Annotated in this window: 14 protein-coding genes and 1 pseudogene; 8 read left to right on the plus strand and 7 right to left on the minus strand. The window is 67.2% G+C overall.

Annotated features, from left to right (window positions below; genetic code table 11):
• Positions 1–321: 321 nt before the first annotated feature.
• Both OCU_RS29610 and OCU_RS29615 read right to left on the minus strand, forming a co-directional pair.
• The gene (locus OCU_RS29610; protein WP_225337268.1) at positions 322–1,299 is read right to left on the minus strand and encodes a DUF4873 domain-containing protein; all 978 of its coding nucleotides are present in this window, start codon (positions 1,297–1,299) and stop codon (positions 322–324) included.
• Between the two features lie 254 nt (positions 1,300–1,553).
• Positions 1,554–2,459, minus strand: a complete 906-nt coding sequence (locus OCU_RS29615) for an AurF N-oxygenase family protein (protein ID WP_014379272.1) — start codon at positions 2,457–2,459, stop codon at positions 1,554–1,556.
• Positions 2,460–2,585: 126 nt separating this feature from the next.
• Between OCU_RS29615 and cobF the strand changes: the two genes are divergently transcribed.
• The 4 genes and pseudogenes from cobF to OCU_RS29630 all read left to right on the plus strand — a co-directional run bounded on the left by cobF (position 2,586) and on the right by OCU_RS29630 (position 4,988).
• Entirely contained in the window at positions 2,586–3,329 is a 744-nt protein-coding gene (gene cobF, locus OCU_RS29620; protein WP_036458267.1) for a precorrin-6A synthase (deacetylating), read from the plus strand.
• A gap of 58 nt (positions 3,330–3,387) precedes the next feature.
• A pseudogene (locus tag OCU_RS51590) lies at positions 3,388–3,528 on the plus strand (Fpg/Nei family DNA glycosylase); the annotation flags it as partial.
• Positions 3,529–3,729: 201 nt separating this feature from the next.
• The gene (locus OCU_RS51595; protein ID WP_225337269.1) at positions 3,730–4,197 is read left to right on the plus strand and encodes a zinc finger domain-containing protein; all 468 of its coding nucleotides are present in this window, start codon (positions 3,730–3,732) and stop codon (positions 4,195–4,197) included.
• A gap of 41 nt (positions 4,198–4,238) precedes the next feature.
• The gene (locus OCU_RS29630) at positions 4,239–4,988 is read left to right on the plus strand and encodes an SDR family oxidoreductase (protein WP_014379275.1); all 750 of its coding nucleotides are present in this window, start codon (positions 4,239–4,241) and stop codon (positions 4,986–4,988) included.
• Positions 4,989–4,996: 8 nt separating this feature from the next.
• Here the strand turns inward: OCU_RS29630 and pgi are convergent, their stop codons facing one another.
• Positions 4,997–6,661: a glucose-6-phosphate isomerase gene (pgi, locus tag OCU_RS29635; RefSeq protein ID WP_014379276.1), complete on the minus strand. Its 1,665-nt coding sequence runs from the start codon at positions 6,659–6,661 to the stop codon at positions 4,997–4,999.
• 113 nt (positions 6,662–6,774) lie between these two features.
• On the minus strand, positions 6,775–7,095 hold the full coding sequence (locus tag OCU_RS29640; protein ID WP_072501217.1) for a chorismate mutase: 321 nt from the start codon (positions 7,093–7,095) through the stop codon (positions 6,775–6,777).
• A 391-nt stretch (positions 7,096–7,486) separates the two neighbouring features.
• On the opposite strand from OCU_RS29640, the gene pcrA reads away from it, so the two are divergent.
• Complete coding sequence (gene pcrA, locus OCU_RS29645) at positions 7,487–9,829, plus strand: DNA helicase PcrA (protein ID WP_014379277.1); 2,343 nt, start codon at positions 7,487–7,489, stop codon at positions 9,827–9,829.
• Positions 9,830–9,913: 84 nt separating this feature from the next.
• Here pcrA and OCU_RS51480 read toward each other — a convergent pair whose 3' ends face one another.
• Together OCU_RS51480 and OCU_RS29655 are read right to left on the minus strand one after the other, a co-directional pair.
• Positions 9,914–10,504, minus strand: coding sequence for a hypothetical protein (locus OCU_RS51480; protein ID WP_193375134.1), 591 nt, complete (start codon positions 10,502–10,504; stop codon positions 9,914–9,916).
• Between the two features lies 1 nt (position 10,505).
• Positions 10,506–11,558: a M23 family metallopeptidase gene (locus OCU_RS29655; RefSeq protein ID WP_014379278.1), complete on the minus strand. Its 1,053-nt coding sequence runs from the start codon at positions 11,556–11,558 to the stop codon at positions 10,506–10,508.
• A 329-nt stretch (positions 11,559–11,887) separates the two neighbouring features.
• Here OCU_RS29655 and sucC point away from each other — a divergent pair, with 329 nt between their 5' ends.
• From sucC to OCU_RS29670, 3 genes are all read left to right on the plus strand, one after another.
• The gene (gene sucC, locus OCU_RS29660; protein WP_009957827.1) at positions 11,888–13,051 is read left to right on the plus strand and encodes an ADP-forming succinate--CoA ligase subunit beta; all 1,164 of its coding nucleotides are present in this window, start codon (positions 11,888–11,890) and stop codon (positions 13,049–13,051) included.
• Between the two features lie 12 nt (positions 13,052–13,063).
• Positions 13,064–13,966 carry a succinate--CoA ligase subunit alpha gene (gene sucD / locus OCU_RS29665; RefSeq protein ID WP_008254012.1) on the plus strand — a complete coding sequence of 301 codons (903 nt, stop codon included), beginning with the start codon at positions 13,064–13,066 and terminating at the stop codon, positions 13,964–13,966.
• A gap of 75 nt (positions 13,967–14,041) precedes the next feature.
• On the plus strand, positions 14,042–15,568 hold the full coding sequence (locus tag OCU_RS29670) for an acetyl-CoA acetyltransferase (RefSeq protein ID WP_014379279.1): 1,527 nt from the start codon (positions 14,042–14,044) through the stop codon (positions 15,566–15,568).
• A 6-nt stretch (positions 15,569–15,574) separates the two neighbouring features.
• Here OCU_RS29670 and OCU_RS29675 read toward each other — a convergent pair whose 3' ends face one another.
• Positions 15,575–16,423: an LLM class F420-dependent oxidoreductase gene (locus OCU_RS29675; RefSeq protein WP_014379280.1), complete on the minus strand. Its 849-nt coding sequence runs from the start codon at positions 16,421–16,423 to the stop codon at positions 15,575–15,577.
• Between the last annotated feature and the right edge of the window lie 206 nt (positions 16,424–16,629).

Consider the following 16,629-nt stretch of genomic DNA (forward strand, 5'->3'; position numbering starts at 1 on the left):
ACTGCTTGAGTATCCGCCCTCAGCGGCAAAAGTCTAGTTCGCGGCGAGCTCGCTTCGTTGCACCGAAAAGCGGCAGGCCGCGATCCCGATCCCCCCGGACTCATGCCGCAGCCCCGCATCGAATGAATCATGCGCCCCCCTCCGTGCCCGTCGCGGCGTCGATCCGCACCGCCCCGCACGCACAATGGAGTTCATTGCCCAACACGCGCTGTTCCACGGGATTACCACATAGGGGGCGCGGCCAAACTTTCTGGTATGGCCTGAAAACAGGTCGTTTCCTGCAGAAATACGCTGGCCTCCGTCAGCAGCCGCGGTGCCCGTTCACCCAATGCTCAGCGCGTAGGGGGGAGCGCCCACGCCCGCAACCGAGTGCGTGCCCCAGGGTGTCCGTTCGACGATGCGCGCCGGCGCACTGCGCTCACCCACCGTCAGCGTGGCCGTCCGCGCCTGCTTGAGGTTGTCGGACGGCGAACCGAACACGGTTCCCTGCCAGTGGTAGCGACCGTCGATCGGGTCCAGATGGCCGGTGAGCCGGACCCGTACCGGATGACGGCTTCCGGCGATCTCCAGCGTGGCGGTGCCGTCGTAGGCGTCGTCGCTGGCAGGCGCGCTGGCCGATAGGTCGAAGGCGGACGCCGCCGGTGGCGGCTCGATCGGTCGCAGCTGGGCGCGTTCGTTGAAGACATGCTGGCTGCTGGCGCGCACCTCGATGCCGCGGCTGCCCGTGCGCTGCATGAGCTTTAGGCACTCCACGATGTAGCGGGCTTGCGCGTCCGGGTCGGGACCGGTGATGAAGAAGTAGTTGGGGAACCCGCGCACCGCCACCCCGCAGAACGGCTCCATGCCGTCGTGCCAGGCCTCTCGGATGGGCAGCCCTCCCGCGCCGGTCAGCGTCTCGTCGGCGACGTGATCGGCGATCGAGAATCCGGTGCCGTAGACGATGGCGTCGACGCTGTGGTGGACACCATCGCCGGTGCGCACCCCCGACGGGGTCACCGTCTCGACCGCCGACGAAGCGATCACCACCGACGGCCGCGACGCGCTCGGGCGGGTGTGGCGGCGCAGCCAGCGCGCGACGCGGGTAGACCACAGCGGCACCTCGGTGACCACACGGCGGGGTGCGCGGGCAAAGACGGTGACGGATGCCGCGGCTTCGACCAGCGGGCCGAGGTGGTAGCCGGCAGCGGCATCGGTGCCGATGACCGCGATGCGCTTGCCGGACGGGTCAAACGCCGGCTCCCACGCCGCCGAGTGAAACGACTCGCCGCGAAACTCGTCACGCCCGTCAAGGTGCGGCACCCAGGGAACGTAGACGTCTCCACCCGCGGCGACGACGACATCGGCCCGCACGATCTCGCCACCGGCCGTGGTCAACAGCCAAGTGTCGGAGGCGTCGTCGAACCGCGACCGGAGGACGTCCTGGCCGGGCCGGTCGAGCAGGACCAGGTCGGTGAAGCCGGCGCCCGACAACGCATCACAGGCGCTCTGACCGCCGGCCCCCGCGCCGACAATGGCTGTGTGGCAACGTGTTTCGCTGCCGGGGCGCGAAGCCGTCACAGAAACCTGCTGCGCTTCCAGCCGCGGCGCGCGAAGCGGCCCATCAGGCCTACCTCGGTGAGAAACGCCGCCAGTGGTGCGAAGCCGGCGACCTGAACGTCACGGCGATGCGGGCTGGTGCGCGCGGTCTTTCGGGCCCGCTGCGGGTCGAGACCCGTTCGCGCATAAGGGACCGGGTTGCTGAACAGATAGTTGAAGAAGTAGCCGCCCAGCCCGTTGATGTTGGCCATGAACCAGCGGTTGAACCGGGGCATTTCGGCGACGCGTTTGCGCGCGCCGTCGCGCGCGAATTGGATGTGACGCGCCTCTTCGGTCACGTGGATGCGCATGAGCCGCTGAATGATTGGCTGCAGCTCGGGGTCGTCCATCATCTGCCGCTGCAGCGAGTCGAAGATCTCCTCGCCGATCAGGGCGGCCACCCACAGCATCGACCCGCGCTGAAACGCCAGCGGAAGCAAGTTGATGATCATCCGGTGAAACAGCCGGGGGCGCACCGGTTTTGCGCCGACGCGCTCGATGGCCTTGCCGAACATGACCATGTGACGGGTCTCGTCGCCCAGTTCGGTCAGCTTGTAATGCGTCGAGTTACTGGTCGGGTCTTCGTGCAGGATCGTGCGCAGCAACGACTGGTTGAGCATGTTCTCGAACCAGATCCCGGCCGAGAGGGTGTTGACCAATTCCTGGCGGGACAACTCGATCTGCTGTTCGCGGGTCATCTCGTCCCACATCGGGGTGCCGTACAGCGACACAAACCGCGGTGGCAGATAGAACTTGTCCGGGTCGAGCGGAGCGTCCCAGTCGATGTCGACGACGGGCTCATACGACTTTTTGACCGAGCCCTTCAGCAAGCGCTCGGAGAACTCTTCACGGCTCGGCCCACCTGGCTTCAGCGACGTGGTCATCCCTGGCGTCCCTCCATTGGGTGCTTAGACGGTACCCATGGTACTGGGTACTTCAGGTCCCGACTAGGTCTATTCGGTATCGATTCGGCAATGTGGTCGAGCAGCGACGCGAGTCAGGAGAGTTCATTGGGCCGGCACATCCACGTCATCGGCATCGGCGCCGGCGATCCCGACTATGTGACCGTGCAGGCGATCGAGGCGCTCAACGACACGCAGGCGTTTTTCGCGATGGACAAGGGCGACCAGAAAAGCGACCTGGTGGCGCTGCGCCGCGAGATCTGCGCCCGGTTCATCCGCGAACCGGGCTACCGGTTCGTCGAGCTGCCCGACCCCAAGCGCGCAGATCACGCCGAGTACCGCGACGCCGTCGCGGAGTGGCATGCCGCGCGCGCGCAGATCTGGGCCGACGCCATCTCGGCCGAGCTGGGTCCGCACGGCGTCGGCGCATTCTTGGCCTGGGGCGACCCGTCGCTCTACGACAGCACGCTGCGCATCCTCGACGCTGTTGCCGCGCAGGTCGATTTCACGTTCGACGTGATCCCCGGCATCACCGCCATACAGGCGCTGACCGCCCGGCATCGCATCCCGCTCAACGGGGTCGGCGAACCCGTCCTGATCACCACCGGCCGGCAGCTGCGCGCGCACGGATTGGCCGGCGATGCGGTCGTGATGCTCGACGCGGACTGCTCGTTCCAGACGTGCCCGCCTAAGACCCGCATCTGGTGGGGCGCCTACCTGGGCACCGACGACGAACTGCTCATCGCCGGCACGGTCGGCGAAGTGGGACCCCGCATCGTTTCCCAGCGGGCCGAGGCGCGCGCCCGGCACGGCTGGATCATGGACACCTATTTGCTCCGACCGGCAGACTGAAACCGTGCCCGAACTGCCCGAGATCGAAGCGCTGGCCGACCATCTACGGCGCAACGCCGTGGGCCTGACGGTCGGCCGCGTCGACATCGCCGCCCTGTCCGTCCTGAAGACCTTCGACCCGCCGATCAGCGCGCTGCACGGCCAGACCGTGGTCGGGGCCGACCGCTGGGGCAAATACCTGGGGCTGCGGACGGACGACCTTTACCTGGTCGCCCACTTGTCCCGGGCGGGCTGGTTGCGGTGGTCCGACAAGCTGGCCGCGGCGCCGCTGCGCCCCGGCAAGGGCCCGATCGCGCTGCGCGTGCACCTGGGCACGCCCGGTGAGGCGCCCGGCTTCGACCTCACCGAGGCCGGCACCCAGAAGCGGCTGGCGGTGTGGCTGGTAAGCGACCCGCAGCAGATCCCACAGATCGCCTCGCTCGGGCCGGACGCGCTGGACCTCGGCCCCGACGACCTGGCCCGCGTTCTGGCGGGCAACACCGGGCGGATCAAGACCGTCATCACCGACCAGAAGGTGATCGCCGGCATCGGCAACGCCTACAGCGACGAGATCTTGCACGTCGCGAAGATCTCGCCGTTCGCCACCGCCGGCAAGCTGTCCGAGAAGCAGCTCGCCGCATTGCACGACGCCATGACCACCGTGCTCACCGACGCGGTGAGCCGCTCCGTCGGCCAGGGCGCTGCCACGCTCAAGGGTGAGAAGCGCTCCGGATTGCGCGTGCACGCCCGCACGGGACTGCCCTGCCCGGTGTGCGGGGACACCGTGCGCGAAGTGTCATTCGCGGACAAGTCTTTTCAATATTGTCCGACGTGTCAGACCGGAGGCAAGGTCCTGGCCGACCGGCGGATGTCGCGTTTGCTGAAGTAGTCGCCCGTCCGGGACTTGACACCTGTCGATATGCTGCCCCGATGACTCGCCAGAAGATCCTCATCACCGGCGCCAGCTCCGGGCTGGGCGCCGGCATGGCGCGCGCCTTCGCCGCCAAGGGCCGCGACCTCGCCCTGTGCGCGCGTCGCACCGACCGGCTCGAGGAGCTCAAAGCCGAGCTGACGCAGAAGTATCCGGGCGTCACGATCGCCGTCGCCGCGCTGGACGTCAACGACCACGAGGCCGTCCCCAAAGTGTTTGCCGAACTCAGCGACGAGCTGGGCGGCATCGACCGCATCATCGTCAACGCCGGCATCGGCAAGGGCGCCAAACTCGGCTCCGGCAAGCTGTGGGCCAACAAGGCGACCCTCGAGACCAACCTGGTGGCCGCGCTGGTGCAGATCGAGACCGCGCTGGAGATGTTCAACAAGACCGGTTCGGGCCACCTGGTGCTGATTTCGTCGGTGCTCGGCAACAAGGGCGTGCCGGGCGTCAAGGCCGCGTACGCGGCCAGCAAGGCCGGCCTGAGCTCGCTGCGCGAATCGTTGCGCGCCGAATACGCCAAGGGACCCGTCAAGGTGTCGGTCATCGAACCCGGCTACATCGAGTCGGAGATGACGGCCAAGTCGAACAGCACAATGTTGATGGTGGACAACGAAACTGGCGTCAACGCGCTCGTCGCCGCGATGGAGCGGGAGCCCGGGCGGGCGGCGGTGCCGTGGTGGCCGTGGGCGCCGCTGGTGCAGTTGATGCGGGTGCTGCCGCCTCAGCTGACCAAGATGTTCGCCTGAGGACCGATCTAGCTGGTCCGGCCTCGTTCGCTGCGGTAGCGGCGGACCAGGGCGTCGGTCGAGCTGTCCGATTGCGGCGCCGGGGAGGCCTCGGCGGTGAGCACCGGCAGCAGGGCTTTGGCCTGAGTTTTGCCCAGCTCCACGCCCCACTGGTCGAACGAGTCGATTCCCCAGATGACGCCCTCGGTGAAAACCTGATGCTCGTAGAGCGCGATCAGCTGGCCCAGCACCGACGGGGTGAGCCGGTCGGCCAGGATCGAGGTCGACGGCCGGTTCCCCGGCATCACCTTGTGCGGCACGATATCGGCGGGTGTGCCTTCGGCGGCGATCTCCTCGGCGGTCTTGCCGAAGGCCAGCACCTGGGTCTGCGCGAAGAAGTTGCTCATCAACAGGTCGTGCATGCTGCCGTCGCCCTCGGCGGTGGGCAGGTCGTCGATTGGTTGGCTGAAGCCGATGAAGTCGGCCGGCACCAACCGGGTGCCCTGATGCAGCAACTGATAGAAAGCGTGCTGCCCGTTGGTTCCCGGTTCGCCCCAAAAGATTTCACCGGTGTCGGTGGTGACCGGGCTGCCGTCCGCGCGGGTCGACTTGCCGTTGGACTCCATGGTCAGCTGCTGCAGGTAGGCCGCGAAACGCGCCAGGTCGTTGGAGTACGGCAGCACCGCGCGCGACTGCGCGCCCATGAAGTTGGAATACCACAGGCCGATAAGGCCAAGCAGCACAGGAGCATTGGACTCCAGCGGGGCGGTCTTGAAATGCCGGTCGACGATGTGGAATCCGGACAGGAAGTCCGCGAACGCTTCCCGGCCGATGGCGGCCATCACCGACAGGCCGATCGCCGAATCCACCGAGTAGCGGCCGCCGACCCAATCCCAGAACCCGAACATGTTGTCGGTGTTGATCCCGAAGTCGTCGACGAGGCGCTTGTTGGTGGAGACGGCCACAAAGTGCTGGGCCACCGCGGCGTCGCCGAGGGTGTCGGTCACCCAGCGGCGCGCGGCGGTGGCGTTGGTCAGGGTTTCCAGAGTCGAGAACGTCTTCGATGCCACAATGAAAAGCGTTGTGGCGGGGTCCAAGTCGGCCAGGGTGGCGATCAGGTCGGCGGGGTCGACGTTGGAGACGAAGCGCGCCGAGATGCCCGCATCCGCGTAGTGGCGCAGGGCCTGGTAGACCATCACCGGGCCGAGGTCCGATCCGCCGATGCCGATGTTGACCACGGTGCTGATCCGTTTGCCGGTCGCTCCGGTCCATTCACCGCTGCGCAACCGGTCGGTGAAGTCGCCCATCCGGTCCAGCACGGCATGCACGTCCTCGACGACGTTTTGACCGTCGACGGTCAGTTCGGCGTCCCGGGGTAGCCGCAGCGCGGTGTGCAGCACCGCCCGATCCTCCGAGGTGTTGATGTGGACACCGGCGAACATCTGGTCGCGCCGCTGTTCGAGGTTGGCGGTGCGGGCCAGATCGACCAAGAGCCGCAGCGTTTCTCGCGTGATCCGATGCTTGCTGTAGTCGATGTAGAGGTCGCCGACCGAGACGGTCAGCTCGCGGCCGCGATCGGGGTCCTCGTCGAAGAACTGGCGCAGATGGGTGGCGCCGATGCGTTCATGGTGCCTGCGCAGGGCGTCCCACGCGGGGGTTGCGGTGATGTCGGGGAGGGTGTGCAGGGACGTCATTGGCGTCGCTCCTCTTCATCGCTTCGCTCTGCATCGTCGCCGACGCGGGCCGTCATGCTTCGACCCTATGGGCTCTGACGTGAAGGAGCCAGGTGTGGGGGCGAGCGCCGGGCTCAGTGACCGAGCCGGCCCCTGCCCAGCCGCAGCAACAGTATCGCCAGGTCCTTGCCGTCGGGGCCGAGCTCGCTGTAGCGCTCGATGACCTTCATCTCGCGGCTGTGGACAAGTCGCGTCCCGCCGGAGGCCATCCGGGCCTTGCCGATCGCTTGTGATACCTCGGTGCGCCGTTTGACCGCGGCGAGGATCTCGGCGTCCAGCCGATCGATCTCGAGACGTAGGTCGTCGATGTCGGTGGCCCCTTGGGTCTCCACCGTCTCGATGTTCATCCCTGCTGCCTCCGCGCCTTCGTCGTGATGTGTGGGTTCTGGACTCATGCAGTATCGGGCCTCACTGAAGACGAGCCCCGGGCGCCGAAGGCGGGTCCGGGGCTCTGCGGAAGCAGTTAGACCACGGGCACCGCGGAACGGCACCCGTAGGGAAATCGGCAACGCCACTCCGGGGTCGAGGAGCGTCGTCGACACTGCACATTGAGCACGAAATGAGTGTGCCATTAAAAACGGTGGGCGCGCAAAAAAACATGTTTAAGCTGCGCTTTTTGGACTGGGGTGCAATTACGGCACCGGCACGAGAACGGGGTCGAAGAATGCGTTCCGACACGCCCATTCTCCGGTGGCCCGCGGGGCGCGATCCAGGCCGGCCGAACCACTAGCCTGGTTTGATGCCTGGGCGCTTTGTGTCACTGGGCGGCGGTAAGTTTGGACTGACATGAGTGTGCACGCAACAGATACCAAGCCGGCCTCGGAAGCCGATCAACTGCTCGAGGGGCTCAACCCGCAACAGCGCCAGGCGGTGGTGCACGAGGGCTCCCCGCTGCTGATCGTCGCCGGGGCGGGTTCGGGCAAGACCGCTGTGTTGACGCGTCGCATCGCCTACCTGATCGCGGCCCGCGGCGTGGGGGTAGGCCAGGTGCTGGCGATCACCTTCACCAACAAGGCCGCGGCCGAGATGCGGGAGCGGGTGGTGCGGCTGGTCGGTAACCGGGCCCGCGCCATGTGGGTGTCCACCTTTCACTCGACCTGCGTGCGCATCCTGCGCAACCAGGCGTCCCTGATCGAAGGCCTCAACTCCAACTTTTCGATCTACGACGCCGACGATTCGCGGCGGCTGTTGCAGATGATCGGGCGCGACATGGGCCTCGACATCAAGCGCTACTCGCCGCGGCTGTTGGCCAACGCCATCTCCAACCTGAAGAACGAGCTGATCGACCCCGCCGACGCGGTCTCCAAGCTGAACGACGATTCCGACGAGTTGTCGCGCACGGTGGCGAGCGTCTACGGCGAGTATCAGCGCCGGTTGCGGGCGGCGAACGCGCTGGACTTCGACGACCTGATCGGGGAAACCGTGGCGGTGTTGCGGGCTTTCCCGCAGATCGCCCAGCATTACCGGCGGCGGTTCCGGCATGTGCTCGTCGACGAGTACCAGGACACCAACCACGCCCAGTACGTGCTGGTGCGGGAACTGGTGGGCCGCGGCGGCACAGAAGCACCGGCATCGTCCGACGATGTGCCGCCCGCCGAGTTGTGCGTGGTCGGCGACGCCGACCAGTCGATCTATGCATTCCGCGGCGCCACCATCCGCAACATCGAGGACTTCGAACGCGACTACCCCGACGCGACAACCATTCTGCTGGAACAGAATTACCGGTCGACGCAGAACATTTTGTCGGCGGCCAACTCCGTGATCGCCCGCAATTCCGGGCGCCGGGACAAACGCCTGTGGACCGCCGAAGGCGCCGGCGAATTGATCGTCGGCTACGTCGCCGACAACGAGCACGACGAGGCAAGATTCGTCGCCGAGGAGATCGACGCGCTCGCCGACAAGGGCGAGATCACCTACAACGACGTCGCCGTCTTCTATCGCACCAACAACTCGTCGCGGTCGTTGGAAGAGGTCTTCATCCGCGCCGGGATTCCGTACAAAGTCGTTGGGGGAGTGCGGTTTTACGAGCGCAAGGAGATTCGCGACATTGTCGCCTATCTGCGGGTGCTGGACAACCCCGGGGATGCGGTCAGCATGCGGCGCATCCTCAATACCCCGCGACGGGGCATCGGAGATCGCGCCGAGGCCTGCGTGGCGGTGTACGCCGAGAACACCGGGGCCAGCTTCGCCGACGCACTCGTCGCCGCGGCCGAAGGCAAAGTGCCGATGCTGAATTCCCGCGCGGAGAAGGCGATCGCGGGTTTCGTCGAGCTTCTCGACGAGCTGCGCGGCCGCTTGGATGACGATCTCGGGGATCTCGTCGAGTCGGTGCTCGAACGCACTGGGTACCGCAGGGAGCTGGAATCCTCCAGCGATCCCCAGGAACTGGCGCGGTTGGACAACCTCAACGAACTCGTCAGTGTCGCACACGAATTCAGCACCGACCGGGCGAACGCCGACGCGCTGGACGAGTCGCTGCACACGCCCGAAGACGAGGACGTGCCGGATACCGGTGTGCTGGCGGAGTTCTTGGAAAGGGTGTCGCTGGTTTCCGACAGCGACGAAATCCCCGAGGACGGCGCCGGCATGGTCACGCTGATGACCCTGCACACCGCGAAAGGCCTCGAGTTTCCGGTGGTGTTCGTCACCGGGTGGGAGGACGGGATGTTCCCCCACATGCGGTCATTGGACGACCCGACCGAACTGTCCGAGGAGCGGCGGCTGGCCTACGTGGGCATCACCCGGGCCCGCCGGCGGCTGTACCTGAGCAGGGCCATCGTCCGCTCCTCCTGGGGGCAGCCCATGCTCAACCCGGAATCCCGTTTCTTGCGGGAGATTCCGCAAGAACTGATCGATTGGCGCCGCACCGCGCCGGCGCCGTCGTTCAGCGCGCCGGTGAGCGGCGCCGGACGATTCGGCCCGCCGCGCGCGGCGCCCACTCGTTCCGGGATGAGCAAACGACCGCTGCTGGTGCTCGAACCCGGCGACCGGGTGACCCACGACAAGTACGGCCTGGGACGGGTCGAAGAAGTTTCCGGCGTCGGCGAATCGGCGATGTCGCTGATCGACTTCGGCAGCTCGGGACGGGTCAAGCTGATGCACAACCACGCCCCGATCAGCAAGCTCTAATCGGGCGAGAATACAGCGCGTCGAACGTGCACCCTGGGCGAGAAATCGGCGAAATCTTCGCCGCCAGAACACGTTCGGCGAAGGTCAGGCGTCCAGCCAGCGTTTGGTTTGCGGCAGCATCACCAGCACCGCCGTGGAGATCGGCAACAGCGGCAGCAGGTGCACGACCCACGCCACACGGGCGCCGGCGATGAACACGCCGATATAGGTGAGGAAAGCGACGAGCGCGCCGGCCAACAGGAGGTAGCGGCTGACCGGTCGGCGCTGCAGCAGCGCGATCACACCCGTCACCGTGGTGGCGCCGAACACCAGGGCGAGAAACGCCACCGCGATGCAGAACAGGCGATCGGTCCGCCACCAGCCGGCGATCAGATCGGTGGCCACCACCGACGTGGCCCATCCGCTGAGAATGCTGACCGCGCAGGCGGCGACAGCCGTGCGATCGCTGGGTTCCAGGGCCGGCACTCCGGCATAACCCGTCCGTCCCGCACGCGGGCCGCCCCGGGACGTCGGGGTCGGTGGAACGAATTGACTAGTAGGGGAGTCCGGCGTGGTGGGGATCGGTCCGGTCGGCGCGCGGCGGATGATCCGCGTCCGTGAATCGCAGGGAGATGAGGGCTCCGCAGTGGGCTCGGACGGAGGCGGACCGGAAGGTTGTTCGTTCGGCGCGGTCACCTCAACCAGCGTAGTTGCCGACCATAAGGCCACGCTTAGCCAGCCACGGCACCGGATCGATCCGCTCGGTGCCGCCCTGCAGGACCTCGAAATGCAGGTGTGGGCCGGTCGAATTGCCCCGGTTGCCCATGGTGGCGATTTGATCGCCGGCCATCACGCGCTCGCCGACGCTGACGAGGGCGGTGTTGATGTGACCGTAGAGCGTGACCGTGCCGTCGGCGTGCCGCAGCTTGACCAGCATCCCGTAGCCGCCGGCCGGTCCGGCTTCGATGACGACGCCGTCGGACACGGCCAGGATCGGCGTGCCGATCGAGTTGGCCAGGTCGATGCCGGCGTGCAGCACGCCCCAGCGGTAACCGAAGTTGGAGGTGAAGATGCCCTTGGTCGGCATCACGTAGAGCGGCTGCTGCAAGCGCGCCTCGCGCTCGGCGCGGTCGTTGGCGAAGGCCACACCCCGGGCGAGTTCCTGGTTGTGCAGCGCCGCGGTGGCCGCGGGCTCCACCGCGATCACCTGAGGGCCTCGGACGGTGTTGCTGCCCGACCCGCCGGTGAGCGCGGACGCGTTGGCGGTCAGCACCGCCTCGGTCTTGGGGGTGTCGGCGTGGCTGGTGGCCGTGTGGGCGGCTGCGGCGGCGGCGCCGGCGGCCATCGCCGAGATCAGCAGGCGACCGCGGGCCGCGCTGGTGGGTTGCTTGCGGTGCTGCCCTCCGCGGCGGGCGGCGCCGACGACGTCGGTGGCGCGCGCGCGATCGAGGCGGCGCTCGGTGTGGGGCTCGACGGGGACCCGCGGCAACACCTCGGTGGCGGGCGCGGCCAGCCACCGAGGCCTCAGGTCGTCGACCTCGTGGAGGTCGTCGAGCTCCGGCGCCAGCAGGACCTGCGCTTCGTTGTCGAACGTCGAGTCGTTGCTGAAGTCCAGGCCGGCGTGATCGCCGACGTCGTCATAGGAATCGCTGAAATCAAGGTCATCGAAGTCGAAGCCGTCGAGCGGAAGGATCTCCGTGACTTCGGTGCGATGGGGCTCCGCCGACCGGGCGCCTGCCGCGCGACTCACCCTCAAGATGCCTGTTGTTACGGCAGCGGGCGTGGCAAAACGGTGCTGGGGCAACCTGAAATGTCCTCGTATCGTGACCATAACGTTATCTGGACCCTAGGAAGGTATCCGCTGACGCGCGGGACTGGCAACCTCGTCGCACAATCCGGCCGGAATTGTGATTTGGATCACGCGGGCCGTCTATCCATGTCCCGTGAGCTGTGCCACATCGGCGGACGCGGCGGTCAAAGCCATTCCGAGGGTGGATACAGTTCGTCCGTGCGAGTTGCCGGATGCGGCACCGCCCACCAAGAGGCCTAAAAGTTGAGTCGAGCGAAGACAGAGAGTCCATGGACCTTTTCGAGTATCAAGCAAAAGAATTGTTCGCCAAGCACAACGTACCGACTACGCCGGGACGCGTGACCGACACCGCCGAGGGCGCCCGCGAGATCGCCACCGAGATCGGCCGTCCGGTGATGGTCAAGGCGCAGGTGAAGGTCGGCGGGCGCGGCAAGGCCGGCGGCGTCAAGTACGCGGCGACGCCCGACGACGCCTACGAACACGCCAAGAACATCCTCGGTCTCGACATCAAGGGACACGTCGTCAAGAAGCTGCTGGTCGCCGAGGCCAGCGACATCGCCGAGGAGTACTACATCTCCTTCCTGCTGGACCGCGCCAACCGCACCTACCTGGCCATGTGCTCGGTCGAGGGCGGCATGGAAATCGAGGAGGTCGCCGCGACCAAGCCGGAGCGGCTGGCCAAGGTTCCGGTGGACGCCGTCAAGGGTGTCGACCTGGCGACCGCGCGTTCCATCGCCGAGCAGGGCCACCTGCCCGCCGAGGTGCTGGACGCCGCCGCCGTCACCATCAACAAGCTGTGGGAGGTCTTCGTCGCCGAGGACGCCACGCTGGTCGAGGTCAACCCGCTGGTGCGCGACCCCAAAGACCAAATCCTGGCGCTGGACGGCAAGGTCACCCTGGACGCCAACGCCGACTTCCGTCAGCCCGGCCACGCCGAGTTCGAGGACCGCGACGCCACGGACCCGCTGGAGCTCAAGGCCAAGGAGCACGACCTCAACTACGTCAAGCTGGACGGCTCGGTCGGCATCATCGGCAACGGTGCGGGCCTGGTGATGTCCACGCTGGACGTCGTCGCCTACGCGGGCGAGAAGCACGGCGGGGTCAAGCCGGCCAACTTCCTGGACATCGGTGGTGGCGCGTCGGCCGAGGTGATGGCCGCCGGCCTGGACGTCATCCTGAACGACAAGCAGGTCAAGAGCGTCTTCGTGAACGTGTTCGGTGGCATCACCTCCTGCGACGCCGTCGCCAACGGGATCGTGACCGCGCTGAACATGCTCGGCGACGAGGCGAACAAGCCGCTCGTGGTCCGGCTCGACGGCAACAACGTCGACGAAGGCCGGCGCATCCTGGCCCAAGCCAACCACCCGCTGGTGATCCAGGCCGAGACCATGGACGCCGGTGCCGACAAAGCCGCCGAGCTGGCGAACAAGTAAGGGACCCAAGCCATGTCGATCTTTTTGAACAAAGACTCCAAGGTCATCGTCCAGGGCATCACCGGTGGCGAGGGCACCAAGCACACCGCGCTGATGATGAAGGCCGGCACCCAGGTTGTGGGCGGCGTGAACGCCCGCAAGGCCGGCACCACCGTCTCGCACGTGGACCCCGTCGGCAGGGACGTCGAGCTGCCGGTGTTCGGCACCGTCGCCGAAGCGATGAAGGAGACTGGCGCCAACGTGTCGGTCGTCTTCGTCCCGCCGAAATTCGCCAAGGACGCGATCATCGAGGCCATCGACGCCGAGATCCCGCTGCTGGTCGTCATCACCGAGGGAATTCCGGTGCAGGACAGCGCCTATGCGTGGGCTTACAACGTCGACAAGGGGCAGAAGACCCGCATCATCGGGCCGAACTGCCCCGGCATCATCACCCCGGGCGAGGCGCTGGCCGGCATCACCCCCGCCAACATCAGCGGCCCCGGTCCGGTCGGCCTGGTGTCCAAGTCGGGCACCCTGACCTACCAGATGATGTACGAGCTGCGCGATTTCGGCTTCTCCACCTCGATCGGCATCGGTGGTGACCCGGTGATCGGCACCACGCACATCGACGCCATCGAGGCGTTCGAGAAGGACCCCGACACCAAGGTCATCGTGATGATCGGCGAGATCGGCGGCGACGCCGAGGAGCGCGCCGCCGACTACATCAAGGCGAACGTGTCCAAGCCGGTCGTCGGCTACGTCGCGGGATTCACTGCGCCGGAAGGCAAGACGATGGGCCACGCGGGCGCCATCGTGTCCGGCTCGTCGGGCACCGCGGCCGCCAAGAAGGAAGCGCTGGAGGCCGCGGGTGTCAAGGTCGGCAAGACCCCGTCGGAGACCGCGGCGCTCGCCCGGGAGATCCTGCAGAACCTGTAGGGGGCCGTGCCCGGCCGATGCCGCGAGGGGGCCCCGGATTTGGCCGGGGCCCGGCACACGGTAGATAGTGGGTCTATGAATCTCGACCCGAACACGCCCGTCATCGTCGGCGTGGGGCAGTTCACCGAGCGCATCGAGGACTCCGGCTACCGCGGGATGTCGTCGGTGGAGTTGGCGACGGCGGCGGCGCAGGCCGCGCTGCATGACACCGGGGCCGACGTCACCGCCGTCGCCGCGGCCATCGACACCGTCGCCGCCCTCCGGCAGTTCGAGATCTCCGGGCGCACCCCCGCGCCGATGGGCAAGTCCAACAACTACCCGCGGTCGGTGGCCCAGCGCATCGGCGCCGCGCCGGCCCGCGCGATCCTCGAGCCCATCGGCGGCCAGGGCCCCCAGCATCTGGTCACCGAGTTCGCCGGTGTCATCGCCTCGGGGGAGGCGCAGGTCGTGATGATCTTCGGCTCCGAAAACACGTCCAGCATCCGGTATTTCGCCGACCGGGATAAGCCGGATCATTCCGACACGGTCGAGGGTTCCCTCGAGGACCGCGGGTTCGGATACGACGGCCTGTTCGACGACTACACCGTCGCGCATGGGCTGATCGGAGCGCCGGCCCAGTACGGACTGCTGGAGAACGCGCGCCGCGCCCGGCTGGGCTTGAGCGTCGCCGACTACCGGCGCGAAATGGGCGAGCTGTTCGCCCCGTTCACCAAGGTGGCGGCGAAGAACCCGTTCGCGTCCTCCCCGGTGGAGCGCAGCGTCGACGAGCTGATCACCGTCACCGAGTCCAACCGGATGATCTGCGATCCCTACCCGCGGCTGCTGGTGGCCCGCGATCAGGTCAATCAGGGCGCCGCCGCGCTGCTGATGTCGGTGGCCGCCGCCCGCCGGCTCGGCGTGCCCGAGGAGCGCTGGGTGTTCCTGCACGGCCACGCCGACATGGTGGACCAGCCACTGCTGGACCGCCTCGACCTGACCTACAACTCGGCCTCGGTGCTGGCGGTCCAGGAAGCGCTCGCCGTGGCCGGGGTCGGCATCGACGACGTCTCGACCTTCGACCTCTACAGCTGCTTCCCGGTGCCGGTGTTCAACTTCTGCGACGGGACTCAGCTGGCCACCGACGATCCGCGGGGGCTCACACTCACCGGCGGCCTGCCGTACTTCGGCGGACCGGGCAACAACTACTCACTGCACGGCATCGCCGAAACGGTCAGCGAAATGCGGGATCTTCCAGGGCAATTCGGCCTGGTCGCCGCCAACGGCGGGATCATGAGCAAGTACTCCGTCGGGGTGTACTCGACCACGCCGGTGAATTGGAAGCCCGACAACAGCGCCGCACTGCGCGCCGAGGTCGCGGCCCGCCCCAAGATGGCGGTGACCATCAAGGCCGACGGTCGCGCGACCATCGAGACCTACACCGTGCGCTACGACTGGCCGGTGCGCACCGGCCTCATCATCGGCCGCCTCGACGACGACGGCAGCCGCTTCCTGGCCCTGAGCGAGGACCCCGATCTGGTCGGGTTACTCAGCGACGGCGAGCCGCTGGGGGCTTCGATCGTGGTCCGGTCGACGGATAAGGACAACCGGGCCACGCTGGCCTGACCGCACCTACACGAGAGCCGCTAGTTTGCCGGCGAGCCGTTCGACGTAGGCGGCGACCTCGGCCTCGGGCTTGTCCGGCAGCCCGAACAGGACCTCGGTCACGCCCAGCTCGCTCCACTTGGCGAGCTTTTCGGGGACGGGCTTGAAGTCCAGTGCCACGATCTGCGGGGCGCCGTCGCGGCCCGCGGCCGCCCAGGTGTCCTGTAGCAGCCTGACCGGTTCGTCGATGTCGAAGTCGCGTGGAGTGGTGATCCAGCCGTCGGCGCTGCGCGCGATCCACTTGAAGTTCTTTTCGGTGCCAGCGGCGCCCACCAGCACCGGGATGTGCGGCTGCACCGGCTTGGGCCAGGCCCAGCTGGGCCCGAACTTGACGAATTCGCCGTCGTAGGAGGCTTCCTCCTCGGTCCACAGCGCCCGCATCGCTTCGAGGTACTCGCGCAGCATGGTGCGCCGGCGCCCGGGCGGCACGTTGTGGTCGGCGAGTTCGTCGGTGTTCCAACCGAATCCGACGCCGAGGCTGACCCGTCCGCCGGAGAGATGGTCAAGGGTGGCAATGCTTTTCGCCAGCGTGATCGGGTCGTGTTCGACCGGCAGCGCCACCGCGGTCGACAGTCGCACCCGCGACGTGACGGCACAGGCGGCGCCCAGGCTCACCCATGGGTCCAGCGTGCGCATGTAGCGGTCGTCGGGCAGCGACGCGTCGCCGGTCGTCGGGTGCGCGGCCTCTCGCTTGATCGGGATATGAGTGTGTTCTGGCACGTAGAAGGTTTGAAAGCCGTGGTCATCGGCAAGCTTCGCGGCCGTCGCCGGAGAGATGCCGCGGTCGCTGGTAAAAAGCACAAGCCCGTAATCCATGCAGAGAATTAGAACGTGTTCTACCTGTGCTGAGCAAGCTCTGGTGATACGGACCGTCTCGCCGGAGGGCCGCCGGGGGCCTCGCCGTCCAAGACAGTGGCGGCGCCACCGGTTCCCGCACGTGCGCTAGCGTGGGTGATCGACCGCGTCGCAATGCGGTGACGCGCCTGCAAGCACAGCGTCGCATCGCCACCGCGGCGCCCGCT

This window comes from Mycobacterium intracellulare ATCC 13950, assembly GCF_000277125.1.
Classification (GTDB): domain Bacteria; phylum Actinomycetota; class Actinomycetes; order Mycobacteriales; family Mycobacteriaceae; genus Mycobacterium; species Mycobacterium intracellulare.

What these genes read in the sequence shown, in the direction of transcription:
- OCU_RS29615 (WP_014379272.1), bottom strand. Translation starts at nt 2,459, where the DNA reads ATGACCACGTCGCTGAAGCCAGGTGGGCCGAGCCGTGAAGAGTTCTCC.
- OCU_RS29630 (WP_014379275.1), top strand. Translation starts at nt 4,239, where the DNA reads ATGACTCGCCAGAAGATCCTCATCACCGGCGCCAGCTCCGGGCTGGGC.
- pgi (WP_014379276.1), bottom strand. Translation starts at nt 6,661, where the DNA reads ATGACGTCCCTGCACACCCTCCCCGACATCACCGCAACCCCCGCGTGG.
- OCU_RS29640 (WP_072501217.1), bottom strand. Translation starts at nt 7,095, where the DNA reads ATGAGTCCAGAACCCACACATCACGACGAAGGCGCGGAGGCAGCAGGG.
- pcrA (WP_014379277.1), top strand. Translation starts at nt 7,487, where the DNA reads ATGAGTGTGCACGCAACAGATACCAAGCCGGCCTCGGAAGCCGATCAA.
- sucC (WP_009957827.1), top strand. Translation starts at nt 11,888, where the DNA reads ATGGACCTTTTCGAGTATCAAGCAAAAGAATTGTTCGCCAAGCACAAC.
- sucD (WP_008254012.1), top strand. Translation starts at nt 13,064, where the DNA reads ATGTCGATCTTTTTGAACAAAGACTCCAAGGTCATCGTCCAGGGCATC.
- OCU_RS29670 (WP_014379279.1), top strand. Translation starts at nt 14,042, where the DNA reads ATGAATCTCGACCCGAACACGCCCGTCATCGTCGGCGTGGGGCAGTTC.
- OCU_RS29675 (WP_014379280.1), bottom strand. Translation starts at nt 16,423, where the DNA reads ATGGATTACGGGCTTGTGCTTTTTACCAGCGACCGCGGCATCTCTCCG.